Here is a 23,522-nt window from a genome sequence, read left to right on the forward strand (position 1 = left end):
TCAGAGTGCGGTTTCTCAACGGCGCGGCGCCCGCGCACGACCTGACCTATAGCGACGTCTTCATGGCACCGGTCCGGTCGGAGGTCGGTTCGCGGCTGGCCGTCGACTTGGCGACGAGCGACGGGACCGGTACCACGATCCCGATCGTGGTCTCGAACATGACGGCCGTGGCCGGCCGCCGGATGGCCGAGACCGTGGCCCGGCGCGGTGCTATCGCGGTGATCCCGCAGGACATCCCGTTCGACGTGGTCGCCGACGTCATCTCCTGGGTCAAGCAGCGCCACCTGGTGCACGACACGGCGATCAGGCTCGGCCCCACCGACACCGTGGGCGACGCGATCCACCTGCTGCCCAAGCGGGCGCACGGCGCGGTCGTAGTGGTCGACGACGACGGCCGGCCGATCGGCGTGGTCACCGAGGCCGACTGCGAGGGCGTCGACAGGTTCGCTCAGGTGCGGCACGTGATGTCGACCGAGCTGCTGACCGTGCGCGCCGAGGCCGACCCGCGCGAGGGCTTCGACCAGCTCGCGTCCGGGCGGCGCCGCTTCGCACCGGTCGTCGACATCGACGGCCGGCTGGTCGGTGTGCTGACCCGGCAGGGCGCGCTGCGCGCGACGCTCTACCAGCCGGCGGTGGACAGCAAGGGGCGCCTGCGCATCGCGGCCGCGATAGGCATCAACGGCGACGTCCGGGGCAAGGCGGCGGCGCTGCTCGAAGCCGGCGTCGACACGCTTGTCGTGGACACCGCACACGGCCACCAGGAGCGGATGCTCGCCGCGCTCCGGGCCGTACGCAAGCTGGAGCCGGGCGTGCCGGTGGCGGCCGGCAATGTGGTGACCGCCGAGGGCGTACGCGACCTTGTCGAAGCGGGTGCCGACATCGTCAAGGTGGGTGTCGGGCCGGGCGCGATGTGCACCACCCGCATGATGACCGGCGTGGGGCGGCCGCAGTTCTCCGCTGTGCTCGACTGCGCCGCGGCCGCCCGCGAGCTGGGCCGCCACGTATGGGCCGACGGCGGCGTGCGGCACCCGCGTGACGTCGCGCTCGCCCTGGCCGCCGGCGCCTCCAACGTGATGATCGGCTCCTGGTTCGCCGGCACGTACGAGTCGCCCGGCGACCTGTACACCGACGTGGACGGCCGGCGGTACAAGGAGAACTTCGGCATGGCCTCGGCCCGAGCGGTCAGTGCCCGTACCGCCGACGACACCCCTTCGACCGGGCCCGTAAGGCGGTATTCGAGGAGGGCATCTCCACCGCCCGCATGTACCTCGACCCGGCCCGCCCCGGCGTCGAGGACGTGATCGACGAGATCGTGGCGGGCGTACGCAGCGCGTGCACGTACGCCGGCGCCTCCTCCCTGGCCGCGCTGGCCGAGCGGGCACTCGTGGGCGTGCAGAGCGCGGCCGGGTACACGGAAGGTATGCCGCTCCCGACGAGCTGGTAGCTCAGTCGAAAAGGCGGCGGATGACCGGGCGGGCGGCATCGCCGGCGTTGTCGCCGAGCGGGTCCGGAAACGCGCCAGCCAGCCACAGAGTGGCGAAGCCGTGCACGATCGACCACGCGGCCAGCTCGGTTTTCCGCGTCTCCTCGGCGGGCGGCGGCTCGTCAAGCGTGGAAACTCCCGCGCTCAGCGCCGCGCCCGCCCGCTGCCGCGCCACATCGACCTCGGGATCGTCCCGGTCGTAGAGGCTGGGCTGGAACATCACCTCGAAATGCGCCCTGTTCTCGACGGCGAAGCGGACGTAGGTCACGCCGGCCTCGAGCAGGCTGCCGGTCTCCGCGCGGCTCGCGTCGAGCGCGTCGGCCAGCCGGTTGAAGCCCTCGACGGCGAGGGCGGTGAGCAGCCCCGCCTTGTCACCGAAGTGGTGTGCCGGCGCCGCGTGCGAGACGCCCGCCCGCCGGGCCAGGTCGCGCAGGCTGAGCGCGGCCGGCCCGGACTCGGCGATCGCCTCGGCCGCCGCCGCGAGCAGCGCTCGCCGCAGGTCGCCGTGGTGGTATGAGCGCTTCTCCGCCATCTGAACACTTTAACTTGCCAGCGACTAGTTACTCTTCGCGAGATATTAGTTTGGCACCTAACGATCAGGTGGCTAACATGTTCGCCGTGGAACTCGTGAACCTGCACGACATACCGTTGGGCCGCCTGCTGGTCCTGGCCGGCCAGCGTGCGGCCAACCGGTGGAATCAGCTGCTCGCGGACCGCTTCGGGCTCACCGGCTCCGGCATGGCGGTGCTGCTCGCGCTGCACGGCCGGGGCGAGCTCACGCACGGTGAGCTCGCGCTGCTCTGCTTCGTGAGGCCACCGACGCTCACCGGGATCGTCGACACGCTGGAAAAGAGCGGGCTCGTCGAGCGGCAGCGCGACGGCGCCGACCGACGCGCGGTGCGGCTGGCGCTGACTCTCGACGGCGCGGTGGCCGCCCAGTCGTTGATCAGCCTGATGCGCAACCCGAGACCGCTCACCTCGGTCGACGCCGACCCGGCGAAGGCGCAGGTGATCCGCGAGTTCCTGCTCGAAATCATCGCCAAAATGACCGACACGGAGGCTGCCGAAGTGCCCATCCTGCACGGGGAGGAAAGTTCATGACCGCCGCGGTAGAGGTCCGCGACCTCGTCAAGCGGTACCCGAAACGCGACGTGAACGCGGTCGACGGGCTGTCGTTCACCGTCGAGCCGGGCGAGATCTTCGGCCTTCTCGGGCCGAACGGGGCCGGCAAATCCACGACGATCGGCGTGCTCACCACGCGGGTCAAGGCCACGGGCGGCGAGGCCCGGGTGGCTGGCGTCGACGTGATCCGCGACTCGGTCGCGGCGCGCAAGCTGTTCGCCGTCGTACCGCAGCAGACCAACCTGGACCGGTCGCTCACGCCACGGCAGAATCTCGCCTTCCACGGCGCGTACCACGGCCTGTCGCGTACGGACCGCTTCGCGAAGGCGGCGGCCCTGCTGGACGAGTTCGGGCTGGCCGACCAGGCCGACGTCAAGGTCGACTGGTATTCCGGCGGTATGGCCCAGCGGCTCATGATCGCGCGGGCGATGATGCACGAGCCGAAGGTGCTCTTCCTGGACGAGCCGACCACCGGCCTCGACCCGCAGTCCCGGCTGTTCATGTGGGAGCGGGTGCGTGACCTGCGGTCTCGCGGCGTGACGGTGGTGCTGACCACGCACGACATGGACGAGGCCGCGGAGATGGCCGACCGGGTGGGCATCGTCGACCACGGCAAGCTGCTCGCGCTCGACACGCCGGAAGGGCTGACCCGCAGCCTTGCCGGCCACGCGGTGCTCGACCTCTCCGTGACGCCGGGTGACGGCGACGACCCGGACAAGCTGGTCGCCGCGCTCACCGACGTGGCGGGCGTCGAGCGCGGCGAGGCGGTGGCCGGCGGACCGATCCGGCTGTACCTGAACACCGATCCCGACACCGTCCTCGCGCCGGTCATCGCTGTCCTGAGTGGACGGTCGGCGACGCTGACCAATGTCCACATGGGAGCGGCGAGCCTGGAGGACGTCTTCATCGACCTGACCGGAAGGGGCCTCCGATGACCGACCTCGACACCCGGCCATCCGCCGGCGAGGTACGCCAGCCGACCGTCGACGCACGGCCCTCCGCCGGTAAGGCGTTCCGGGCCATCCTGTGGCGGGACATCTACGTGACCGGCAAGGAGTTCTGGGTGTTCCTCGCCCAGGTGGCGCTCCAGCCGCTGTTCATGCTCTTCGTCTTCGCCAAGGTGCTGAACGCGGGTGGGTACGTCACGGACGACTACGCGCACCTGCTGCTGCCCGGCATCGTGGCGCTGACCGCGTTCCTCACCGCGCTCCAGACCGTCTCGTTCCCGCTGATCATGGAGTTCAGCTTCACCAGGGAGATCGAGGACCGGCTGCTCGCGCCGCTGCCCACGTACCTCGTGGCGGTGGAGAAGCTGCTGCTCGCCGTCATCCGGGCGCTCGCCTCGGCGGTGATCATGTTTCCGATCGGGGCGCTCGTGCTCGGCTCGGCGCCGTGGCACACCGACGGCATACCGCTGCTGATCGCCGGCCTCGTGCTGGGCAGCTGGGTCGGCGCCGGCATCGGCCTGACTCTCGGCACGATGGTCCCGCCGTCGAAGATCAGCGTCATCTTCGCGGTGATCCTCACGCCGCTGATGTTCACCGGCGCCACGCAGTACCCGTGGCAGTCGCTCGACTCGATGCGGTGGTTCCAGGTGGTGACCGCGCTGAACCCGCTCACGTACCTGTCCGAGGCGGTGCGCGCCGCCGTGGTACCCGACGTGCCGCACATCGCGCCGTGGATCTGCATCCTGGTGCTGCTGGCCTCCGGTGCGGCCTCCACGGCAGTCGGCGTCAGGGGCTTCATGCGCCGCGCCATCAACTAGGGGCGTCACGGGGGCGCCCCGCCGAACCTCATGGACGGGCCGCGGCCGCGATCAGGTCCAGTGCCTCCCCTCGGGAGCGGGCCCTGCTCGCGGCCGTCGCGCAGGCGGAGCGAGACCGCGCCGGCGGCTGCCTCCCGCGCGCCGATGACCGCCACGTATGGCACCTTGCGGCGCGCCGCGTCGCGGATCCGGGCGCCCAGGGTGCCTTCCCACGCCACCTCCGCGCGGAGGCCGGCCACGATCGCCGCCCGCGAAAACCGCTCCACCGGTACGTCACCGACCGGCAGGATCTCCAACTGGACCGGCGCGTACCAGACCGGGAACGCGCCCTCGTGCACCTCGATGAGGTACGCGAACAGCCGCTCCATGCTTCCCACGACGCTGCGGTGCACGATGGCCGGCCGCCGCCGCTCGCCACCTCGGTCTACATAGGACAGGTCAAACCGGGCCGCCTGGTGGAAGTCGAGCTGCACGGTCGACAGGGTCATCTCCCGCCCGGCCGCGTCGACCACCTGTACGTCGATTTTCGGTCCGTAGAAGGACGCCTCGCCCACCGCCTCCACATAGGACACGCCAAGCTCCTTGAGTACGCCACGGAGCACGTCCTCGGTCTGCTCCCACATCGGCGGGTTGTCCACGTACTTGTCCCCGTCGCCGCGCAGCGAGAGGCGGAAGCCGGCGGGTCGCACCCCGAGCACGGCATGCGCCCGCTGGATCATCTCCAGCACCGCGGCCACCTCCTCGCCAGCCCGGTCGCGCGGGCAGAAGTTGTGGCCGTCGTTGAGCCAGATCGAGCGCACCCGGCTCAGCCCGCCGAGCACTCCCGACCGCTCGGCCCGGTACATGCCGCCCAGCTCGGCGATCCTCAGCGGGAGGTCGCGGTAGGAGCGGCCGCGCGACCGGTACACGAGCGCGTGGTGCGGGCACAGCGCCGGCCGCAGCACGAACTCGTCGTCCGCCGACAGGCGCATGGGTGGAAACATGTCGTCCGCGAAGTGCGGCAGGTGCCCGGAGAGCTCGTACAGCTGGCGTTTGGCGACCGGCGGCGAGTACACGTGCTGGTACCCCGCGCGCCGCTCCTCCTCCCGGATGTACTCCTCGACGGCGTGCCGGGCCGCGGCGCCGGCAGGCAGCCAGATCGGCAGGCCCGCCCCGGCGAGCGGGTCGGAGTGGAAGAGCTCGAGCTCGCGGCCGAGCTTGCGATGGTCGATCATTCTCGTCTCCTTCGTGGGCGGCCCACCCTGGAGAGCGAGAAAGGCCCGGGGCGGAGTCGCCCGGGGCCTCAGTCAGGACTAGCGCATCACGAGGTAACGCCGGGACTTTGCCGGCGTCGTCGTGACTACTGCGCTTCGCATGTCCGCGACGCTACCCGCTATCGCAGCCGGGTCACAGTGACTTCTACGCCCTGCCCGCTGTTCTCCGGGCCGGAGTAGACGCCCTTGAGCGGCGGTACGTCCCCGTACTCACGGCCGCGCCCCACCACGACGTGCCGCTCGCCGACCGGGATGCCGTTGGTGGGGTCGAACGCCGTCCACCGGCCGACCCACCACTCCACCCAGGCGTGGCTCTGTCCGACGACCGCCTCGCCGATGGCCGCCGCCGGCGACGGGTGCAGGTAGCCGGAGACGTAGCGGGCGGGCGTGCCCATGGCCCGCAGCAGCCCCACGACAAGGTGGCTGATGTCCTGGCAGACGCCCTTGCGCTGGCGCCACGCCTGCACCGCGCCGGTCTGCACGCCGGTGGCTCCCGGCACGTACTCGACCTCCTCGCGGACGAGAGTGCAGGTGGCCAGCGCGGCGGCGTGCGGGGCCGGGTGCTCGCCACGGATCCGCTCGGCCACCTCGGTCAGCTCCTCGTCGAGCGCGGTACGCGGAGTGGGCAGCAACAGCTCGTGCCACCTGTCGACGGTCTCCGGCACGGCCAGCTCGGCCCAGGTCGCCCCCGCGTCGCCGGCGATCAGGTCACCGGCCGGCAGGGTCTCCACCGTCGCGCTCGCGGTGACCTGGAGCGTCTCGTGCGCCGCGTGCACGTCGAACGCGGTGACGACCGTGCCCCAGTAGTCCTCGTACCGGTAGGTGCGGGCCGGCGGCCACACCTCGACCCGCGCGTCGAGCACCGCCTGATGGGACTCGTTGCGCGGCGACATCCGGGCCTCGTTGTACGACGCGCCGACCGGCCCCGCGTACGTGAAGCCGGTCTTGTGCTGCACCCGCAGCCGCCAACTGGAAGCAGACATCAAGCCACCGCCTCGGACACCCAGAGCACCGCCGACGTCTGGCGGAAGTAGCGGCGCGACACCGCGTCGTTGACCTGCGAGCAGGTGCGCTCCAGCACGGACAGCACCGAGCCGAGGTCGGCCATCAACTCGTCGGCGCCGCGAAACTCAAGATTGGTACGGGAGCGGCCGACGATCCGCTGGGCATCGGTGGCGACACCGGCGCGGCCGTGGTCGGGCTCCAGATCGGCCAGGCACGACTCAGCGGTGGAGAGCGCGGCGAAGACCGAGCGCGGAAACAGGCGGTCGAGCAGCAGAAACTCGGCAGCGTGCCGGTCGTCCAGCGAGCCGCGGTACGTGCGCAGGTAGGTCTCCCACGCGCCGCACGAGCGGAGCAGCGTCAGCCAGGACGGGATGCTGCCGCCGGCCCGGACGTGGGTGGAGAGCAGCCGCGCGGTCATGTCGACCCGTTCCACACTCCGGCCGAGCACCAGGAAGAGCCACCCCTCGTCGCGGCTCATCGTGGCGTCGGTCAGGCCGGCGAGGACCGAGCAGCGCTCGCGTACCCATCGGAAGAACGCGTGCACGCCCTGCTGCTCCACCCGCCGCCGGGCGTCGGGCAGCCCGTGCCAGGTCGCGTTGAGCGTCTCCCACATCTCCGAGGAGACGGTCTCCCGGGCGCCGCGGGCGTTTTCCCGGGCCGCGGCGAGCGCGCCAACGACCGAGCTGGGGTTGTGCTCGTCGAGGCCGAGCAGGCCGACCACGCGGGCCGCCGAGACCGGCCCTTCGATCGCCTCCGCTCCCATGACCCCGAGCAGCGAACGGCACGCGGTCTGCTCGTCCACCCACGGGTCGGCGAGCATCCGGTGCAGGTGTACGTCGAGGATGCGGGCCGTGTCCTCGGCGCGCTCGACGTACCGGCCGATCCAGTAGAGCGACTCGGCGATGCGACTCAGCACTGAGCCTCCCCGACCCTTGTGGACTGCTGCTGTTGCTGCTGCTGGACGGCGACCGGTCCGGCGGCCGGCCCCGGGTCCGGGCTGCGTGGGCTCGGCACGACCACCACCGGCTCCTGCTCGGGCACCTCGGGCTCGACCGAGCCAGGCGTACCGGTCAGCACCCAGGTGTCCTTCGAGCCGCCGCCCTGGCTGGAGTTGACCACCAGGGCTCCCTCGGGCAGCGCCACGCGAGTCAGGCCGCCGGGGAGCACCCAGACGTTCTCACCGTCGTTGACCGCGAAGGGTCGCAGGTCGACGTGCCGGGCGCGGAGCCGGTTGCCGATCAGCGTCGGCACCATCGACAGGGCCACCTCGCGCTGCGCGATCCACCCGCGCGGGTCGAACTCGATCCGGTCGCGCACCGCGGCCAGCTGCTCGTCGGTGGCCTGCGAGCCGATCACGATGCCCGCGCCGCCGGAGCCGTCGACCGGCTTGAGCACCAGCTCGTCAAGGCGGCCGAGCACGTGCTGGAGGACGTCGGGATCCTCGTCCAGCCGGTACGTCTCCACATTGGGCAGGATCGGCTCTTCGTTGAGGTAGTAGCGGATCAGGTCGGGCACGTACGTGTACAGCAGCTTGTCGTCGGCCACCCCGTTGCCCACCGCGTTGGCGATCGTGACCCGGCCGGCGCGGGCGGCGTTGAGCAGGCCCGCGCACCCGATCACCGAGTCGGCCCGGAAGTGCACCGGGTCGAGGAACTCGTCGTCGATCCGCCGGTAGATGACGTCGACCCGCTGCTCGCCGGCCGTGGTGCGCATGGCCACCTCGTTGCCGACGCAGACCAGGTCGCGCCCCTCCACCAGCTCGACGCCCATCTCACGGGCGAGCAGCGCGTGCTCGAAATACGCCGAGTTGTGCACACCCGGGGTGAGGACCACCACCGTCGGCTCGTGGACACCGACCGGCGCCGCGGCGCGCAGGGCCCGCAAGAGCTGACCGGGGTACGAGTCGACGGGCTGGATCCGGGTCGCGGCGAACACCTCGGGCAGCACATGCGCCATCGCCCGCCGGTTTTCCATCACGTAGCTGACCCCGGACGGCACCCGCACGTTGTCTTCCAGCACGCGGAAAGTGCCCTGCTCATCGCGGATCAGGTCGACGCCGGCGACGTGGATGCGGACCCCGTTGTGCGGGTTGATGCCCGCCGCCTCGCGGTGGAAGTGGGCACTGGTGACCACGATCCGCCGGGGCACGACGCCGTCCGCGAGCACCTGACCGGCGCCATACACGTCGTCGAGAAACGCCTCCAGCGCCCGGATCCGCTGCGCCACCCCGACCTCGACGGTGCGCCACTCCTCGGCCGCGATGATCCGCGGCACGATGTCGAGTGGGAAGGGCCGCTCCACGCCCTTGAGGGCAAACGTGATGCCCTGGTCGAGGAACGCCCGCGCCAGCACCTCGGCGCGGATGCCCAGCTCCGCACTGGACAGTGGCTGAAGGGTGGCATGCAAGGCCTCGTACGTGGGGCGGGGCATGCTCGGCTCGCCGAACATCTCGTCCCACCCCGGGCCGAGGCGGTAGTCCTCGAACAAGTCCGCCATGGCCTGACGCTACGCCGATCTCGTTGCGCCCGGGTAACACGATCTTACGGCGACCCATCTGCCTGAGGCCGGTCCGGCGGCACGGGACCTGCCGCCGGACCGATGAGCGAGGCACGCCGGGAACGGGGGACCCGGCGGGGGCTCTGCGCTCATCAGCAACGGTACGCCCACCGGAGGCCAGGATCGGGTAGGCCGAGCTGAGATCTCGCTGAGAGCGAATCGGACCCGGGATGGCCGGCCCGGAAACTATCCTGACGCGAGGGGACCGTGGGGGAGGGGTGGCCGTGATAGACGTGCTCACGAGCGTTGCCTCGCCCGTGACGGCGTACCTGTTGCTGATGGCGCTGCTGGCCGTCGACGCTTTCATCCCGGTCGTGCCCACCCAGGCCCTCATGATCACGGTGGGCGCACTCACCGTCTACGGCGACCTCAGCCTCCCGGTCACGATCGCCGTCGGCGCGCTCGGCGTGTTCGGCGGCGACCTGATCTGCTACCTGCTGGGTCGCTCGGCCCGGCGGCCGGGGCGAAGCCCGAGGTCGCCGCCCACGGACGGGCGCGCAAGGCAGCGCTCCGCTTCACCCGCGGGCTGCGCCGCCCCGGTCCGGTCGTGATCCTGTTGTGCCGGTTCGTCCCCGGTGGCCGGATGGCCGCCTGCTTCCGGGCCGGCCGGGTGCGCTACCCGGTCCGGCTCTTCGTCGCCTACGAGGGGGCGGCCGCGCTCCTCTGGGCGACCTACGGCGGGCTCGTCGGCCACATCGGTGGCACGGCGGTGACCCAGTCGGCCTGGCGGCTCGTGGCGGTCGCCGCGGTGGCTGCCGGCATCTTCGCCGCCGCCGGCTGGATCCTCGCCCTCAGCGGCGCCACGCCGGCCGCCGCCGAGGACCCGCCGGCCGCCGAGCCATCGCCCTCGGCGACCGCCACGGAGGCCAGTTAGTCGATCCCGTGCAGCATGAGCTGCCGTCCCGCTTCGGCGATCGAGCCGGAGAGCGACGGGTAGATCGTGATGGTGTGTGCCAGCTGGTCCACTGTGAGGTGGTTTTCCACCGCCATCGTGATCGGCAGGATCAGCTCGCTTGCCTTCGGCGCCACCACCACACCGCCGACCACCGTGCCGGTCGCCGGGCGGCAGAAGAGCTTGACGAAGCCGTCGCGCAGATCCTGCATCTTGGCCCGGGCATTGCCGGACAGCGGCAGCATCACCGAGCGGGCCGGCACCTTGCCGGAGTCGACCTCGCCCTGGGAGACGCCGACCGAGGCCAGCTCGGGGTCGGTGAAGACGTTGGCCGAGACCGTACGCAGCCGGAGCGGCTGGACCGCCTCGCCGAGCGCGTGCCACATCGCGATCCGGCCCTGCATGGCGGCCACGCTGGCCAGCGGCAGCACACCGGTGCAGTCGCCGGCCGCGTAGATGCCCGGCACGTTGGTACGGGAGACGCGGTCGACGCCGAGGTAGCCGCCCTTGGCCACGTCCACCCGTACGCCTCCAGGCCGAGGTCGGCGGTGTTGGGCACCGACCCGACCGCCATCAGCGCGTGCGACCCGGTGACCACCCGCCCGTCGGCGAGCTCGACCCGCACGCCGTCGCCGTCGCGGCGGACCGCCGAGGCGCGGGAGTTGCCGAGCACGGCCATGCCCCGGGAGCGGAACACCTCCTCGATCACCGCGGCGGCGTCGGCGTCCTCGTGCGGCATGACCCGGTCGCGGCTGGACACGAGCGTGACCTTGACGCCCATCGCCAGGTACGCGCTGGCGAACTCGGCGCCGGTCACGCCCGAGCCGATCACGATGAGGTGGTCGGGTAGCTCAGGAAGGTCGTACACCTGGCGCCAGGTCAGGATCCGCTCGCCGTCCGGAGCAGCGTCCGGCAGCACGCGCGGGGTGGCACCGGTCGCGACAAGTACGGTCGAGGCGTCGACCGAATACTCCGAGTCACGGCCCTCCGGCATGATCCTCACCTGATGGGTGTGACCGAGCGTGTCGTCACCGAGACGCGCCCGACCGTGAACGAACGTCACACCCGCCTTGATCAGCTTTGCGTGGATGTCACCGGACTGGGCCAAAGCGAGGCGCTTGACCCTAGTGTGGACGGCATCGGCGTCGACGGTGACCGCCTCCAGACCGTCCGAGTGGACCCCGAACTCCTCGGTGTCGCGGTAGCCCGTCACAACGTCTGAGCTGGCAATAAAGGTCTTCGATGGGACGCAGTCGGAGAGCACACAGGCCCCGCCTGCCCCGTCCGCCTCGACCACGGTGACTTCGGCGTCGAGTTGGGCGGCGACGAGTGCTGCCTCGTACCCCGCCGGACCGCCACCGATGATCACGATGCGACTCATTTTCCCCCCAGAAGGATCCGACACGCTCTGTCGTATTCTCCCCCACCGGTCCGCCGGGCTATCGTCATCGCCGTGCGTCATTACGCCGCGTACGGCTCAAACCTCGATCCCGCTCGGATGCGTGCCTACTGTCCGCATTCGCCCATGGTGGGCACCGGCTGGCTGGAAGGCTGGCGCCTCACCTTCGCCGGCGAGGGGTGCTGGGTTGGGAGGGCGCCGTCACCACGATCGTCGAGTCTCCGGGTGACCGAGTCTTCGTCGCGCTCTACGACGTACATCCGTGGGACGCCTCGCAGCTCGACGAGGTCGAAGGCGTCGTGGCGGGGACGTACCGGAAGCTGACCGTCCGAGTGGTCACGTTGGACGGTGAGCTGACCGCCTGGGTCTACGTCTTCGACGGGTACGAGGGCGGCATGCCCACGGCCTGGTACCTCTCCGAGATCGCGAACGCGGCGGAGAAGGCAGCGGCGCCCGACGACTACGTGGCCCAGCTGCGCGCCCGGCCCACACGGACCGCGTCGCCTTAACCCGTCAGGTCGTGGTGCTGCCGGAGGCGGCCGGCTCGGCGCGGACCAGGTCGAGGGCGCTGTCCAGCAGGCCCACCAGCTCGACGCGCTCGGCCGACTCCAGCACGGAGAACGCGTCCGCCGTAATCCGGTCGGTGACTGCCTCCGCCCACATGCGACGGCGCACGAGCGGACCGATCGGCGGGTACGGCGGCTGCCAGCCGAACGCCACCGCGCCGGCCTCGCCGTCCGGCCCCGCGATGATCGCCTCAAGTGGAGTGAGCCCGCTCGCGCGTACCGCCAGCAGGTGACCGCCGCCCCGGTACTCCCGGAGCAGGTGGAGAAGGACGGCCGCGCGGGCCCCGGGTGCCTCCTCGGGCACGGGCATCGCGCGCCACGCCGCGAAAAGCGGCATGCCGGCCGGGTCGGCGGAGACCACGATCCGCTGCACCAGCTCGACAAGGCGCAACACCCGCGGGAAGCCCTCCAGGTGCTCGATGCCCCACCGGCAGCACTCGGCCAGCCGCTTGGTGGCCACCTCCATGGGCGGTACGACCCGGCGGGCGGCCTCCCACCCGTCGACCACAGCGTCGGGCGCGATGAAGCCGAGCGCGGCAGCCACGGTGTCGGTGCGCACGTCACCCAGCGCGCCACCGCGTCCCGCCACGTAGAACGCCCATCCGGACAGGCCCATCACGCGGGCCCGGCGCAGCGTGCGCGGATCTTCGCTGAATGCCCCGCCCAACTCCAGCACAGCCGCCTTCGCCGCGGCCGCGGCCTGTTCGGGGGTCACCCGCCAGATTGTGCCTTCCCGGTGCGGTCCCGGTCGAGAGCTTCCAGGGCGCCCTCCACCTCACCGGTATGCCGCCGGGCCGTCGCCACGGCGCGCTCGGCGGCCTTGCGGGCCACCTTTCGCCGGCTCAGCTCCTCCTCGGCCGCCGCCCGCCGGCGCTCCACCTCGGCAAGCTCCGCCTCGACCCGGGCCAGTGCGTCGGCGCCGCGCCGCTCGGCCGTCGCGGCCTTCTCCAGGTCGGTCTCCGCCTGCTTCTGCGCGGTACGCGCGGCGGTCAGCTCCCTCTTCAGTGGACCGCGCCGGTCCTCGGCCCGCGGCGCGGGGCGCTCCGGGACCGCCTCCTCGGCCGTCACCAGCCGCAACTGTGGCCGGGGCACCTCGCCGAACCCCGCGTACGCCGCCGCGCGCACCAGGCGCCCGGAGCGGACCTGGGCGGCGACGTCCTCATCGGACAGCGCGGCGGTGAGCGTGTTTTCCACCTCGCTCAGCGGCAGCTTGGCCCGGGTGAGCGAGGGGTCGGCGGCGAGCCCGAGCTTGCGGGCCTCGTCGACCAGGCCCGCGACCGCCTGCCGCCGCTGCGCCGACAGCTCGCGCAGCTGCGGGCCCTGAAGGTCGCGCTGGGCCGCCCGCAGCGCCCGGGACAGCTCGACAAGCTCACCCATCAGGTCAGGGCGCCGAATCGCGAGCAGGTTGACGAGCCAGGCGGCCACGGTCGGCTTGCGCAGCTTGGCGATCTCGCGCGCGGCGTCGACGTCGCCGGATGCCTTGGCCTCCGCCACCGCCTCGTCACGGGCGGCGATGAAGCCCTCCGGCGGCGCGCTGTACAGCCGCTCGCCGACCTCGCCGCGCATCAGTTGATCGTAGTCCCGGGCCGCAGCCAGGCGTAGTCCGTGCCGGAGAGGCGGGACATGTGGGTGTTGACGAGCCCCAGGCCGCGGTCGTTGAGGATGCCGTCGTGCAGCGCGTACGCCCGGCGGGGGCGCACCGCACGCGCGAACTCGATCGCCTCGGCCAGCTTGAGCCAGGGCGCGGAGACCGGTACGAAAAGCGTGCCCACCTCGACGCCGGACGGCGGGTCGAACGAGTCGCCCGGGTGGTAGACCTCACCCTCGACGAGGTAGCCGAGGTTGGGCACCCGAGGGATGTCCGGGTGGTTGACGGCGTGCATACCGCCCCACGCGCTCACCTCGAAGCCGGCCGCCTCGAACGTGTCGCCCGACTCCACTGTGGTCACCGCCGAGCCCAGCCGGTCCAGGGTGGACGCGGTACCGGGGTGTGCGTACACCCGCAGCGACGGGTTCTTCTCGCACGCCTCGGCCACCGCGTCCACGTCGACGTGGTCGGGGTGCTGGTGCGTGACGAGCACGGCGTCCGCCCCGTCGAGCGGCTCCCGCCCGCTGAACTCACCCGGGTCGATGACCAGGACCGCACCGTCGCGCTCTATGCGTACGCAGGAGTGGCCGTACTTCGTCAACCGCATCGTGACCTCCTCGTCCTCCAAATGTGACTGCCCGGAACGCAGTCTGCCGGAACCGCTCGACCGCCGCCGCTCGTCCCAAGAAACACGAATGACAGCGATCCGTCAGGGGCAGATAGATGTCGCACAGGAAATGGTGGAGATCCGCGCTGGCAGCCGGTGTCGTGGCGTTCGTCGCGGCCGGCTGCGGCAGCGGTGGGTCGGAGGACTCGGCCAGCGGTACCTCGCAGGCGCGGGACGACGCGGCGGTGGCCCCGGCGCCTGGTCTGGGTGAGGCCGCCCCTCCCGCGGTCGAGAAGCAGGACGCCGACGCGGGTGCGCCGAACGCGGGTGCGCCGGTGAAGTACCGCCTGGACGAGCGGGCCATCATCTACACCGGCTCGATCACGGTACGGGTCGAGGATGTGACCGACGCCGCCGCGGACGCCACGTCGATCGCCACCGCCGCGGGCGGCTTCGTCGGGGTGACAAGCGGTCGAGCACCGGCGAGCACGACGAGGCCACGATCGTCCTGCGCGTACCGGCGCCGAAGTTCAGCGGGGTGGTGGACCAGCTCGCCAAGCTCGGCGAGCAGCAGCAGCGGGACATCAGCACCGAGGATGTCACCGAGGAGGCCCTCGACCTCGACGCCCGGATCAGCAGCCAGCGTGCCCGTGTGGACAGCGGGCGGCGGCTGCTCGCCCAGGCCAAGACGCTCAGCGAGCTTGTGATGCTGGAGGGTGAGCTGGCCAAGCGGGAGGCCGACCTGGCCTCGCTGGAGGCCAAGAAGCGGCGGATGGACGACCTCACCGCGCTCTCCACGATCACCGTGACGCTGCTCGACCCGCAGGCCCCCACGCCGGTCGCGGAGGAGGAGGGCGGGATCGGCTTCCTCACCGGGCTCAAGGGCGGGTGGAAGGCGTTGGTGGGGGCGCTGGTCGTCATGCTGACGGTGCTCGGGGCACTGCTCCCGTGGCTGATCGCGCTGGGCCTGCCGGCAGCCGGCGCGCTGTGGATTGCCCGCCGCCTGCGCCGCCCCCGCCCGTTGCAGCTACCACCGCCCCCACCCGCGGCACCGCCGGCCGCACCCGCCCCGTAGACGGAGAGAGCGCCCCGCACTGGCGGGGCGCTCTCGTACGTGGTGCTTGCTACAGCATCGGGGTGGACAGCGCGGCCAGGGCGGTGTGGACCATCACCCGCACGCCGTACCCGATGCAGCGCTCGTCGACGTCGAAGCCGGACTGGTGGATGTCCAGCGGCGCGTCGGCGCCCGGGATGCCGGTGCCGAGCCGGATCATCGCGCCCGGCACCTGCTCCACGTAGAAGGCGAAGTCTTCGCCACCCATGCTGATCTCGGCCTCGACCACCCGGTCCGGGCCGAGCGCGGCGCCGGCGGCACCCGCGATGATCGCGGAGGCCATTCGATCATTGATCACAGGCGGGACACCACGAGTGTAGATCACTTCCGCGTTGGCGCCGGTGCCCGAGATGACGTCCTGCACGAGCTTCTTGATCAGCTCGGGCGCCTCGCGCCAGGCCTCCCGGTTGAGCACCCGCACGGTGCCCTTGAGGCTGCCCTCGGCGGGGATCGCGTTGTACGCCTCGCCGGCGTGCACCTTCCCCCACACCATCGAGACGCCGGCGCGCGGATCCACCCGCCGGTCGAGCAGCGACGGCACGTCGACGATCACCCGGCCGAGCGCGTGCACCAGGTCGGCGGTCAGGTGCGGCCGGGCGGTGTGCCCGCCACGCCCACTCAGCCGGACCTCGACAGTGTCGGCCGCCGCCGTGAACGGCCCGGAACGCACGCCCACGAGCCCGGTGGGGAGCTGCGGGGCGCAGTGCAGGGCGTAGATACCCCCGACGTCCTTGAGGCCGCCAGCGGCGATCACCTCGGGCGCGCCGGACGGGATCTGCTCCTCGGCCGGCTGGAACAGCAGCCGCACCCGGCCGGGCAGCTCGCCGCGCTCCGCGAGCTGGGCCAGCGCGAGGCCGACGCCCAGCAGGATCGTGGTGTGCACGTCGTGACCACACGCGTGCGCCACGTTATCCACAGTGGATCGGTACGGGACGTCCTTTGTGTCCATCATCGGAAGCGCGTCGAGATCGGCGCGGAGCGCGAGCACCCGGTCACCCTCGCCGATGTCACAGATCACGCCGTTGCCCTTGGGCAGGAAGCGCGGCGAGAGCCCAGCCACAGCAAGCTCGCGGGCCACCAGCGCGGCCGTCTCGAACTCCTGATTGGACAGCTCCGGATGGGCGTGAATGTGACGGCGTACGGCTACCAGCTCGGCGCCCCGGGAGGCGAGCCATCGGTCTAGCTGGCCTGGCAACGGGTCGGCCCCGGGTGGTGTCTCGGGCCACGACGATGCCAGCGGGCTACCACTTGTGGGTAGCGTCAACGCACTCGTCACGTCGGATTCTCGATCACTGTGAATGGGATAGGACTCGGACAGCCTAGACCCAGAACGGTGACGCTGCGCAACATCGTTCTGGTAGCGGTGGGCTCGCGGAGCGTTACGAAAGCCCTGGTAAACGCGTTCGGCAAGCTGTGGAACCCGGTTGGCGTCACTTTGGAACGCTGCCAAGTGTCCCACACCTCCTACAACGCGTGACGGTCTCGTCGGTCACGTCGGCCAATCGACAAACCAGCTAATCTACTCAAATTCGCCTGCCTGGGCGGGCGTTTTCGCGGATGGGCAACACTGGCACGCCGTACGGCCGACGCGCGCACATCCCGTCCGTCGTAACGGGTACCCATGAGGACGGTTCGCATTCGTAGATCGTTCGTCGATCTGACCAAAGAGATCAAGATCGATCCAGCGAACAGCAGAGTCCACAGTGGACGCACGTCACGGGTGGGCGGTGCGATCGCCTCAGAGAGAGGCCGCGTCGCGCCGGCGCCAAGCAGCTTGTGATACCCGGCATTCGGGGACGCGGCGGCGCCGAAAACGGCATACTGTCGCATGGCTCATGGGCGGGACGCGTGATCGTCCCGCAGGCACACCGGGTGCACGGATACTTACTCGCCGCACCCAATGTCGACGAGAGTTGATCCGGAAGATCATTCTCGTCGTATAGGTTTTTGATCGGAAAACCCGGCTCGCTCAGTACCGGGCGGTAGGTCCCCAACCGACCCGGTATAGCGCGAGGCACACCACACAACTTGTACGCTAGGCCGTCGACCGACCACACCCAGTGAACCCGGCCCCCGCAGCTTTTCTCCGGGCGAACTACCCCGCAAGATAGGGGGGTTGGTTTTTCGGCCCCTCGATCCCCCTCGGTGGCATAACCAGTGACTCAGATTCCGACGTGGAGTGGCGGACAAGTCAGCCCCACCAACGGACGCGCGGCACCAGGCACCACCATTGGCGGTCGATACGCGCTGCGTGCGGCGGTGGGGCATGGCGGCATGGGCACGGTCTGGCGTGCCGCCGACACCCTGCTGCGGCGGGACGTCGCCGTCAAGGAGGTCCTCCTTCCCCCGGGGATGGCACCCAGTGACCGCGACTCGATGTACGAGCGGACGCTGCGCGAGGCCCGCGCGGCCGCCGCGCTCCAGCACCCGGCGGTGGTGCAGGTCTATGACGTCGTCCACGAGGCTGGACGGCCGTGGATCGTGATGGAGCTGCTCGACGCCCGCAGCCTCGCCGACATGATCATCGAAGACGGCCCGGTCGCCCCCCGCGCGGTCGCCAAGATCGGTATCGCGCTACTCGGCGCGCTCGAGGTGGCACACGCGATCGGCGTGCTGCACCGCGATGTCAAGCCGGCCAATGTGCTGATCTGTACTGACGGCCGCTGCGTACTCACCGACTTCGGCGTCGCCCGGATGCCTACCGACGTCCAGCTCACCACGCCCGGCATGGTGCTCGGCTCGCCGCACTTCATCTCGCCCGAGCGGGCCATGGGCCAGGACTTCGGTCCGCCCAGCGACCTCTTCTCGCTCGGTGTGACGCTTTACACGGCGGTGGAGGGACGGCCCCCGTTCGACAAGGGTGACCCGATCGAGACCATGCACGCGGTGGTCGAGGACCCGCCCGCCCCGGCGACCCGGGCCGGCGCGCTCACCCAGGTGCTCATGGGCCTGCTGGAGAAGGACCCGTCCCAGCGCTACGACGTGATGCTCGCCCGCAACATGCTCCGCGAGCTGCTCGCCGGCCCGCTGGCCAGCAAGGCGCCGGCGCACATGATGACCGACCCGTACGCGGTGGTGCCCACCCAGCGCTCCGGCTGGCAGCCGCCGACGCCCGCACCAGCGCCGGCGCAGCCGAGCGGGCAGATCGGCGGGCGGGCCATGCTTCAGCCCGGCGAGTCGCTCACCGACCGGCTGCGCGAGCTCCAGAAGGGCGGGGCCCCCGCCCAGCAGTCGCCGGCACCAGCCGGCGCAGCACGATACGACGAGCCCACGGGCGCCTCGCCGACCGCGCCGATCCCGCCACACGCGGTGGTCCAGTCGTCGGCGCGGTACGACGCACCGACCGGCGCCCAGCCCGCGTGGGAGCAGGCCGGCTGGGGTCCGAGCGGCGCCAAGCCGGCCAGCCGGGGCGCGGCCCTGGTGGAGTCCGCCAAGCGCGCCGGACAGCAGCTGGTCACCACAGTCAAGGGCTGGCCGCGCAACGTCCAGATCGCCGCCGCGGCGGGCGTCGCCGCAGTGGTGCTGCTCGGCAGCATCGTGCTGCTCAGCGGCGGCGGTGGTGGTGACGACGGGGGCAACATCCCGGCCCAGGCCGGCAATGTGTCCTCGGAGCCGGCGGCGCCGACGTTCGAGACACAGCAGCACGCCGAGCGCGGCGTCGCCGTCGACGTGCCGAAGGGCTGGAAGAAGACCAACGGCACGCTCTTCATCGACTACACCGACCCGGCCGACAAGGGGCGCCGCGTGCGCATCCTGATCGAGACCTCCAAGGCCGAGCCCGTGCGGTTCCTCCAGAGCGCGGGCAACCGCCTCCGCGACAACGTCTCGAACAACTGCGCCCGGCCGTACGCGGAGCTCGGGTTGGCCGAGGTGGAGGTCGACGGCAAGCCGGCCGCGGAGCTGGAGTACACCTGCGGCGCCGGCGGAGAGATGCGGCACGGGGTGTGGCGCGCGGTCGTCGAGGGCGGCAAGGCGTATTCGTTCTACCTCACGACGCCGGAGACCAAGTTCGCCGAGAGCAAGCAGATCTTCGACGAGATGGTGCGGACGTTCCAGCTCACCGCCTGACGTGCCTGGGGGCTCCGCGGGCCCTCGCTCGCGCGCCGTAACGGACACGTGCTATCAAAGCGGCATGGAGGACTTGCGCGAGCGCGCACTCGCTTGGCTCGAAGACGACCCTGACCCCGCGAGCCGCGACGAGCTGCGCGCTGTGCTGGACCGACTGCCGGCCAGCTCGGCCGACCTGGCCGACCGCTTCGCGGGCACGCTGGAGTTCGGTACCGCTGGGCTGCGGGGTCCGCTGCGCGCGGGCCCCAACGGCATGAACCTCGCCGTCGTCACCCGGGCCGCGGCCGGGCTCGTCGGCTGGCTCGCCGCCCGCGGGGCGCAGGGTCCGCTCGTCATCGGGTACGACGCGCGGTACGGCTCGAAGGCGTTCGCCGAGCAGACCGCGCGGGTCGCCACCGGGGCGGGCCGCGACGCGCTGGTGCTCCCCCGCCCGCTGCCGACGCCCGTGCTGGCCTTCGCGATCCGCGAGCTGGGCGCGGCCGCCGGCGTGATGGTGACCGCCAGCCACAACCCGCCCCAGGACAACGGCTACAAGGTCTACCTGGAAGACGGCGCCCAGATCGTGCCGCCGGTCGACCGGGAGATCGAGACGGCGATCCAGGCGGTCGGACGGATCGCGGACGTGCCGCTCGGCCCGCCCGGCGAGGTGCTCGGCGATGATCTCGTGACGGCGTACGTTGACGGTGCGGTGGCGGTACTCGACCCGGACACCCCGCGCGACCTCGCGGTGGCGTACACGCCGCTGCACGGGGTCGGCGCGGCGGTGCTCGCGGAGGCGTTCGCGCGCGCCGGGTTCGCCCGACCGGCGGTGGTGCCGGAGCAGGCCGAGCCGGACCCGGCCTTCCCGACCGTGGCGTTTCCCAACCCCGAGGAGCCGGGCGCGATCGACCGGGCCATCGCACTGGCCACGGCCAACGGCGCGGACATCGCGATCGCCAACGACCCGGACGCGGACCGGTGCGCGGTCGCCATCCCCGACGGGGTGCGCGGCTGGCGGATGCTCCGCGGCGACGAGGTTGGCGTGCTGATCGCCGATCACCTCATGCGGCAGGGCAAGCGTGGGCTGTACGCCACGACGATCGTGTCGTCCTCCCTGCTCAGGGCGATGTGCGCGGCCCGTGATGTGCCGTACGCGCAGACGCTCACCGGCTTCAAGTGGATCGTGCGGGCCGGCGACGGGCTTGTCTTCGGCTACGAGGAGGCGCTCGGCTACTGCGTGGCGCCCGAGCACGTACGGGACAAGGACGGCATCACCGCCGCCCTGACCGTGGCCGAGCTCGCCGCCGGGCTGAAGGCGGAGCTGCGCACGCTCGCCGACCGGCTCGACGACCTGGCCGAGGAGTTCGGCGTCTACGCCACCGACCAGCTCTCGGTACGGGTCGACGCCCCGCACGAGATCCAGGGCATCATGGCCCACCTGCGGCAGAAGACGCCCGACGCGCTCCTGGACGAGCCGGTCACCTCGGTCGAGGACCTGCTGCCGGACGCCGACGTGGTGATCCTGCGTACCGAGACCGCCCGTGTAGTGGTCCGCCCGTCGGGAACCGAACCGAAGCTCAAGGCGTACCTGGAAGTGGTCGAGCCGGTCGTGGACGACGACGTGGCCGGTGCCCGTGAGCGTGCCACCGCGTCGGTGCGGGCCCTGCGCACGGAGACGGCGGCCGCGCTCGGCATCTGGTGAGGGGTCGCCGCCCGCTCACCCGCGATGCCGGCGCGGCATCGCGCCGGTCAGCTAGCGGCCGGGCGGGGCGCGCCGAGCGCCTGGTGGATGGCTCTCGCCAGCGCGGCGATGACCAGGGCGACCGACGGCCGGATCGTGGATTCCTCCAGGCCCACGCTGCCGGAGAAGCCAGCGCCGCCGGCGATCTTCTCCAGCTGCTTGTGCGCCTCCTGGACCTCCGCGCCGGACAGCCCCAGCGTCGGCTCCATGCGCACCGCCGACACGAGCGTGGCCAGCGCCGCCGTGCGCTCGGCGGGCACCTCCTCGCCGGTCAGCGCCTTGCTGAGCCGCTCCCGCACCTCCCTCTCCACCGACGCGTCAATGGTCGGGTAGCGGTGCAGGTGGACGTAGCCGTCCATGGCGGTCTCGTCGACGTCGCAGATCACCCCGCGGGTGCACAGGTCGGCCAGCACCCGGGCGCGCAGCCCGTGGCGCAGCCGCTGCACCCAGGACGCGGGCGTGTGCGGCGTGTCGGCGGCGATCCGGACCAGCACGTCGTCGGCGATCGGCTCACCGGTGGGCTTGGCGTCGGTGACGATGATCGTGCCGTCGGAATACGCGATCCGGCCGGCGAGCGCCAGCTCAACCAGTATGGCCGCGGCCATGCCCAGGTCGAGACCGATCCGGGAGCCGATAGCTTTGCCGGACTCGTTGTCGTACGCGAGTAGCAGCAGTTCCTCGGCCAGGGCAACGGAGCTCATGAGCCCGAACGGTATCCCCTCCACGCCACCGGCGCACTCACCCTCCCGGCGCTTTCCATGATCAGAAGCGCGGCATACCACCGAACTGGCGATCGCCGGCGTCGCCCAGGCCGGGCACGATGAATGCCTTGTCGTTGAGGCCCTCGTCGATCGAGGCGGTAACCAGGCGCAGCGGCAGCCCGGAGCGCTCCAGCCGCTCGACGCCGGCCGGCGCGGCGAGCACGCAGAGCACGGTGATGTCGGTGCAGCCGCGGTCGGCCAGCAGGCGGCAGCAGTGCTCCAGCGAGCCGCCGGTGGCGAGCATCGGGTCGAGCACGAACACCGGCTGCCCGGCGAGGTCGACCGGGAGCGACTCCATGTACGGCCGGGGCTCGAAGGTGTGCTCGTCACGGGCCAGCCCCACGAACCCCATCGACGACTCGGGTAGCAGCGCGAGCGCGGCGTCGGCCATGCCGAGCCCGGCCCGGAGCACCGGTACCAGCAGCGGCGGGTCGGCCAGGCGGGTGCCCTGGGTCGGCTCGACCGGCGTCTGGATCGGGTAGTGCTCGACGGTGAGGAGGCGGGCGGCCTCGTACACGAGCATGGTGGTGAGCTCGTGGAGCGCGGCGCGGAACGCCGCCGAGTCGGTGCGGGCATCGCGCATGGCGGTCAGGCGCGATTGGGCCAGGGGGTGATCAACGACGAGTACGTCCACGGCGGTCAACCTACCGCCTGTCTAGACTCGCGGTATGACGGCGACAGCGACGTCGGCGGCGCTGGCCGACATAGGGCGCTCTGAGGCGACATTGCGCGCCTTTCTGCATGGATTGCCCGGAGTGGACCAGGTCGGCGCCGAGCAGCGCGCCGCCATGCTCGCCACCCGCTCGATCAAGACGACCGCCAAGGCGTGGGCCATCGACCTCGCGATCCGCATGGTCGACCTGACCACCTTGGAGGGCGCGGACACGCCCGGCAAGGTGCGCGCTCTCTCCGCCAAGGCCCGCCGCCCCGACCCGGCCGACCCGTCCTGCCCGCCGTCGCCGCCCTGTGCGTGTACCCGTCGATGGTGCCGGTCGCTTCCGAGGCCCTTCGCGGCTCCGGCGTGCATCTCGCGAGCGTCGCCACGGCGTTCCCGTCCGGGCAGGCGCCGCTCGAGGTCAAGCTCGCCGACACGAGGGCCGCCGTCGCGGCCGGGGCCGACGAGATCGACATGGTGATCAACCGCGGCGCCTTCCTGGCCGGGCGCTACCAGCAGGTGTACGACGAGATCGTCGCCGTCAAGGACGCCTGCGGCGACGCGCACCTCAAGGTCATCCTGGAGACCGGCGAGCTGGCCACGTACGACAACGTGCGCCGCGCCTCCTGGCTGGCGATGCTCGCTGGCGGCGACTTCATCAAGACCTCGACGGGCAAGGTGCCGGTCGCCGCGACGCTGCCCGTGACGCTGGTGATGCTCGAGGCCGTCCGCGACTTCCGGGCCGCCTCGGGGCGCCAGGTGGGAGTCAAGCCGGCGGGCGGCATCCGCACGACGAAAGACGCGATCAAATACCTGGTGGTGGTCAACGAGACCGCTGGCGAGGACTGGCTCGACCCGGCCTGGTTCCGCTTCGGCGCCTCCACGCTCCTCAACGACCTGCTCATGCAGCGCACCAAGATGACGACCGGGCGCTACTCCGGTCCGGACTATTTCACAGTGGACTGACG

19 protein-coding genes and 5 pseudogenes are annotated in these 23,522 nt (G+C 71.5%); 12 read left to right on the plus strand and 12 right to left on the minus strand.

Annotated elements, in window-relative coordinates; all coding sequences use genetic code 11:
- Positions 1–5: 5 nt before the first annotated feature.
- Positions 6–1,444: pseudogene (locus Pflav_RS30115) on the plus strand (GuaB1 family IMP dehydrogenase-related protein).
- Position 1,445: 1 nt separating this feature from the next.
- Here Pflav_RS30115 and Pflav_RS30120 read toward each other — a convergent pair.
- Positions 1,446–2,015, minus strand: a complete 570-nt coding sequence (locus Pflav_RS30120) for a TetR/AcrR family transcriptional regulator (protein WP_173040052.1) — start codon at positions 2,013–2,015, stop codon at positions 1,446–1,448.
- A gap of 86 nt (positions 2,016–2,101) precedes the next feature.
- Here Pflav_RS30120 and Pflav_RS30125 point away from each other — a divergent pair, with 86 nt between their 5' ends.
- Genes Pflav_RS30125 through Pflav_RS30135 form a run of 3 tightly spaced genes read left to right on the plus strand, consistent with a single transcriptional unit; the run spans position 2,102 to position 4,370 of the window.
- Complete coding sequence (locus Pflav_RS30125) at positions 2,102–2,584, plus strand: MarR family winged helix-turn-helix transcriptional regulator (protein WP_173040055.1); 483 nt, start codon at positions 2,102–2,104, stop codon at positions 2,582–2,584.
- Positions 2,581–3,540 (plus strand): ABC transporter ATP-binding protein, encoded by a 960-nt coding sequence (locus Pflav_RS30130; protein ID WP_173040057.1) that lies wholly within the window; start codon positions 2,581–2,583, stop codon positions 3,538–3,540. The genes Pflav_RS30125 and Pflav_RS30130 overlap by 4 nt, the downstream gene beginning before the upstream one ends.
- Positions 3,537–4,370: an ABC transporter permease gene (locus tag Pflav_RS30135; RefSeq protein WP_173040059.1), complete on the plus strand. Its 834-nt coding sequence runs from the start codon at positions 3,537–3,539 to the stop codon at positions 4,368–4,370. Before Pflav_RS30130 ends, Pflav_RS30135 begins: the two co-directional genes overlap by 4 nt.
- Before the next feature lie 5 nt (positions 4,371–4,375).
- Here the strand turns inward: Pflav_RS30135 and thrS are convergent, their stop codons facing one another.
- The 4 genes from thrS to Pflav_RS30155 form a co-directional block, all read right to left on the minus strand.
- Entirely contained in the window at positions 4,376–5,584 is a 1,209-nt protein-coding gene (gene thrS / locus Pflav_RS30140) for a threonine--tRNA ligase (protein WP_173040061.1), read from the minus strand.
- A gap of 158 nt (positions 5,585–5,742) precedes the next feature.
- Positions 5,743–6,606, minus strand: coding sequence for a transglutaminase family protein (locus Pflav_RS30145; protein ID WP_173040063.1), 864 nt, complete (start codon positions 6,604–6,606; stop codon positions 5,743–5,745).
- On the minus strand, positions 6,606–7,544 hold the full coding sequence (locus Pflav_RS30150; RefSeq protein ID WP_173040065.1) for an alpha-E domain-containing protein: 939 nt from the start codon (positions 7,542–7,544) through the stop codon (positions 6,606–6,608). Before Pflav_RS30150 ends, Pflav_RS30145 begins: the two co-directional genes overlap by 1 nt.
- Complete coding sequence (locus Pflav_RS30155) at positions 7,538–9,124, minus strand: circularly permuted type 2 ATP-grasp protein (protein WP_173040067.1); 1,587 nt, start codon at positions 9,122–9,124, stop codon at positions 7,538–7,540. The genes Pflav_RS30150 and Pflav_RS30155 overlap by 7 nt, the downstream gene beginning before the upstream one ends.
- A 284-nt stretch (positions 9,125–9,408) precedes the next feature.
- Here Pflav_RS30155 and Pflav_RS48115 point away from each other — a divergent pair, with 284 nt between their 5' ends.
- Positions 9,409–9,735 carry a DedA family protein gene (locus tag Pflav_RS48115; RefSeq protein ID WP_332107800.1) on the plus strand — a complete coding sequence of 109 codons (327 nt, stop codon included), beginning with the start codon at positions 9,409–9,411 and terminating at the stop codon, positions 9,733–9,735.
- Complete coding sequence (locus Pflav_RS48120; protein ID WP_332107801.1) at positions 9,732–10,058, plus strand: SNARE-associated domain-containing protein; 327 nt, start codon at positions 9,732–9,734, stop codon at positions 10,056–10,058. The genes Pflav_RS48115 and Pflav_RS48120 overlap by 4 nt, the downstream gene beginning before the upstream one ends.
- Here the strand turns inward: Pflav_RS48120 and Pflav_RS30165 are convergent.
- Positions 10,055–11,457: pseudogene (locus tag Pflav_RS30165) on the minus strand (NAD(P)H-quinone dehydrogenase). The gene Pflav_RS48120 and the pseudogene Pflav_RS30165 overlap by 4 nt on opposite strands.
- A 72-nt stretch (positions 11,458–11,529) precedes the next feature.
- On the opposite strand from Pflav_RS30165, the pseudogene Pflav_RS30170 reads away from it, so the two are divergent.
- Positions 11,530–11,984, plus strand: a pseudogene (locus tag Pflav_RS30170) (gamma-glutamylcyclotransferase family protein).
- 4 nt (positions 11,985–11,988) lie between these two features.
- Here Pflav_RS30170 and Pflav_RS30175 read toward each other — a convergent pair.
- Genes Pflav_RS30175 through Pflav_RS30185 form a run of 3 tightly spaced genes read right to left on the minus strand, consistent with a single transcriptional unit; the run spans position 11,989 to position 14,236 of the window.
- Positions 11,989–12,756, minus strand: coding sequence for an SCO6745 family protein (locus Pflav_RS30175; protein ID WP_173040069.1), 768 nt, complete (start codon positions 12,754–12,756; stop codon positions 11,989–11,991).
- Positions 12,753–13,607, minus strand: a complete 855-nt coding sequence (locus Pflav_RS30180) for a hypothetical protein (RefSeq protein ID WP_173040071.1) — start codon at positions 13,605–13,607, stop codon at positions 12,753–12,755. The genes Pflav_RS30175 and Pflav_RS30180 overlap by 4 nt, the downstream gene beginning before the upstream one ends.
- Positions 13,607–14,236 carry an MBL fold metallo-hydrolase gene (locus Pflav_RS30185; RefSeq protein WP_173040073.1) on the minus strand — a complete coding sequence of 210 codons (630 nt, stop codon included), beginning with the start codon at positions 14,234–14,236 and terminating at the stop codon, positions 13,607–13,609. The genes Pflav_RS30180 and Pflav_RS30185 overlap by 1 nt, the downstream gene beginning before the upstream one ends.
- A gap of 116 nt (positions 14,237–14,352) precedes the next feature.
- Here Pflav_RS30185 and Pflav_RS30190 point away from each other — a divergent pair.
- Positions 14,353–15,311, plus strand: a pseudogene (locus Pflav_RS30190) (DUF4349 domain-containing protein).
- A gap of 49 nt (positions 15,312–15,360) precedes the next feature.
- On the opposite strand, the gene Pflav_RS30195 reads toward Pflav_RS30190, so the two are convergent.
- The gene (locus Pflav_RS30195) at positions 15,361–16,626 is read right to left on the minus strand and encodes an amidohydrolase (RefSeq protein ID WP_173040075.1); all 1,266 of its coding nucleotides are present in this window, start codon (positions 16,624–16,626) and stop codon (positions 15,361–15,363) included.
- Between the two features lie 57 nt (positions 16,627–16,683).
- Here Pflav_RS30195 and Pflav_RS30200 point away from each other — a divergent pair, with 57 nt between their 5' ends.
- The 3 genes from Pflav_RS30200 (at position 16,684) to Pflav_RS30210 (ending at position 21,099) form a co-directional block, all read left to right on the plus strand.
- Positions 16,684–16,827 (plus strand): hypothetical protein, encoded by a 144-nt coding sequence (locus Pflav_RS30200; RefSeq protein ID WP_173040077.1) that lies wholly within the window; start codon positions 16,684–16,686, stop codon positions 16,825–16,827.
- Between the two features lie 680 nt (positions 16,828–17,507).
- Entirely contained in the window at positions 17,508–19,418 is a 1,911-nt protein-coding gene (locus tag Pflav_RS30205) for a serine/threonine-protein kinase (protein ID WP_173040079.1), read from the plus strand.
- Positions 19,419–19,482: 64 nt separating this feature from the next.
- Positions 19,483–21,099: a phospho-sugar mutase gene (locus Pflav_RS30210; protein WP_173040081.1), complete on the plus strand. Its 1,617-nt coding sequence runs from the start codon at positions 19,483–19,485 to the stop codon at positions 21,097–21,099.
- Positions 21,100–21,146: 47 nt separating this feature from the next.
- Here the strand turns inward: Pflav_RS30210 and Pflav_RS30215 are convergent, their stop codons facing one another.
- Together Pflav_RS30215 and upp are read right to left on the minus strand one after the other, a co-directional pair.
- A complete protein-coding gene (locus tag Pflav_RS30215; RefSeq protein ID WP_173040083.1) occupies positions 21,147–21,839 on the minus strand; it encodes a GOLPH3/VPS74 family protein in 693 nt (230 codons plus the stop codon).
- A 61-nt stretch (positions 21,840–21,900) separates the two neighbouring features.
- Positions 21,901–22,533, minus strand: a complete 633-nt coding sequence (upp, locus tag Pflav_RS30220) for a uracil phosphoribosyltransferase (protein ID WP_173040085.1) — start codon at positions 22,531–22,533, stop codon at positions 21,901–21,903.
- A 34-nt stretch (positions 22,534–22,567) separates the two neighbouring features.
- Between upp and deoC the strand changes: the two are divergent.
- Positions 22,568–23,520: pseudogene (gene deoC / locus Pflav_RS30225) on the plus strand (deoxyribose-phosphate aldolase).
- Positions 23,521–23,522 lie beyond the last annotated feature (2 nt).

It is taken from the genome of Phytohabitans flavus (assembly GCF_011764545.1).
Lineage (GTDB): Bacteria > Actinomycetota > Actinomycetes > Mycobacteriales > Micromonosporaceae > Phytohabitans > Phytohabitans flavus.

What these genes read in the sequence shown, in the direction of transcription:
- Pflav_RS30120 (WP_173040052.1), bottom strand. Translation starts at nt 2,015, where the DNA reads ATGGCGGAGAAGCGCTCATACCACCACGGCGACCTGCGGCGAGCGCTG.
- Pflav_RS30130 (WP_173040057.1), top strand. Translation starts at nt 2,581, where the DNA reads ATGACCGCCGCGGTAGAGGTCCGCGACCTCGTCAAGCGGTACCCGAAA.
- Pflav_RS30135 (WP_173040059.1), top strand. Translation starts at nt 3,537, where the DNA reads ATGACCGACCTCGACACCCGGCCATCCGCCGGCGAGGTACGCCAGCCG.
- thrS (WP_173040061.1), bottom strand. Translation starts at nt 5,584, where the DNA reads ATGATCGACCATCGCAAGCTCGGCCGCGAGCTCGAGCTCTTCCACTCC.
- Pflav_RS30145 (WP_173040063.1), bottom strand. Translation starts at nt 6,606, where the DNA reads ATGTCTGCTTCCAGTTGGCGGCTGCGGGTGCAGCACAAGACCGGCTTC.
- Pflav_RS30155 (WP_173040067.1), bottom strand. Translation starts at nt 9,124, where the DNA reads ATGGCGGACTTGTTCGAGGACTACCGCCTCGGCCCGGGGTGGGACGAG.
- Pflav_RS30180 (WP_173040071.1), bottom strand. Translation starts at nt 13,607, where the DNA reads ATGCGCGGCGAGGTCGGCGAGCGGCTGTACAGCGCGCCGCCGGAGGGC.
- Pflav_RS30185 (WP_173040073.1), bottom strand. Translation starts at nt 14,236, where the DNA reads ATGCGGTTGACGAAGTACGGCCACTCCTGCGTACGCATAGAGCGCGAC.
- Pflav_RS30210 (WP_173040081.1), top strand. Translation starts at nt 19,483, where the DNA reads ATGGAGGACTTGCGCGAGCGCGCACTCGCTTGGCTCGAAGACGACCCT.
- Pflav_RS30215 (WP_173040083.1), bottom strand. Translation starts at nt 21,839, where the DNA reads ATGAGCTCCGTTGCCCTGGCCGAGGAACTGCTGCTACTCGCGTACGAC.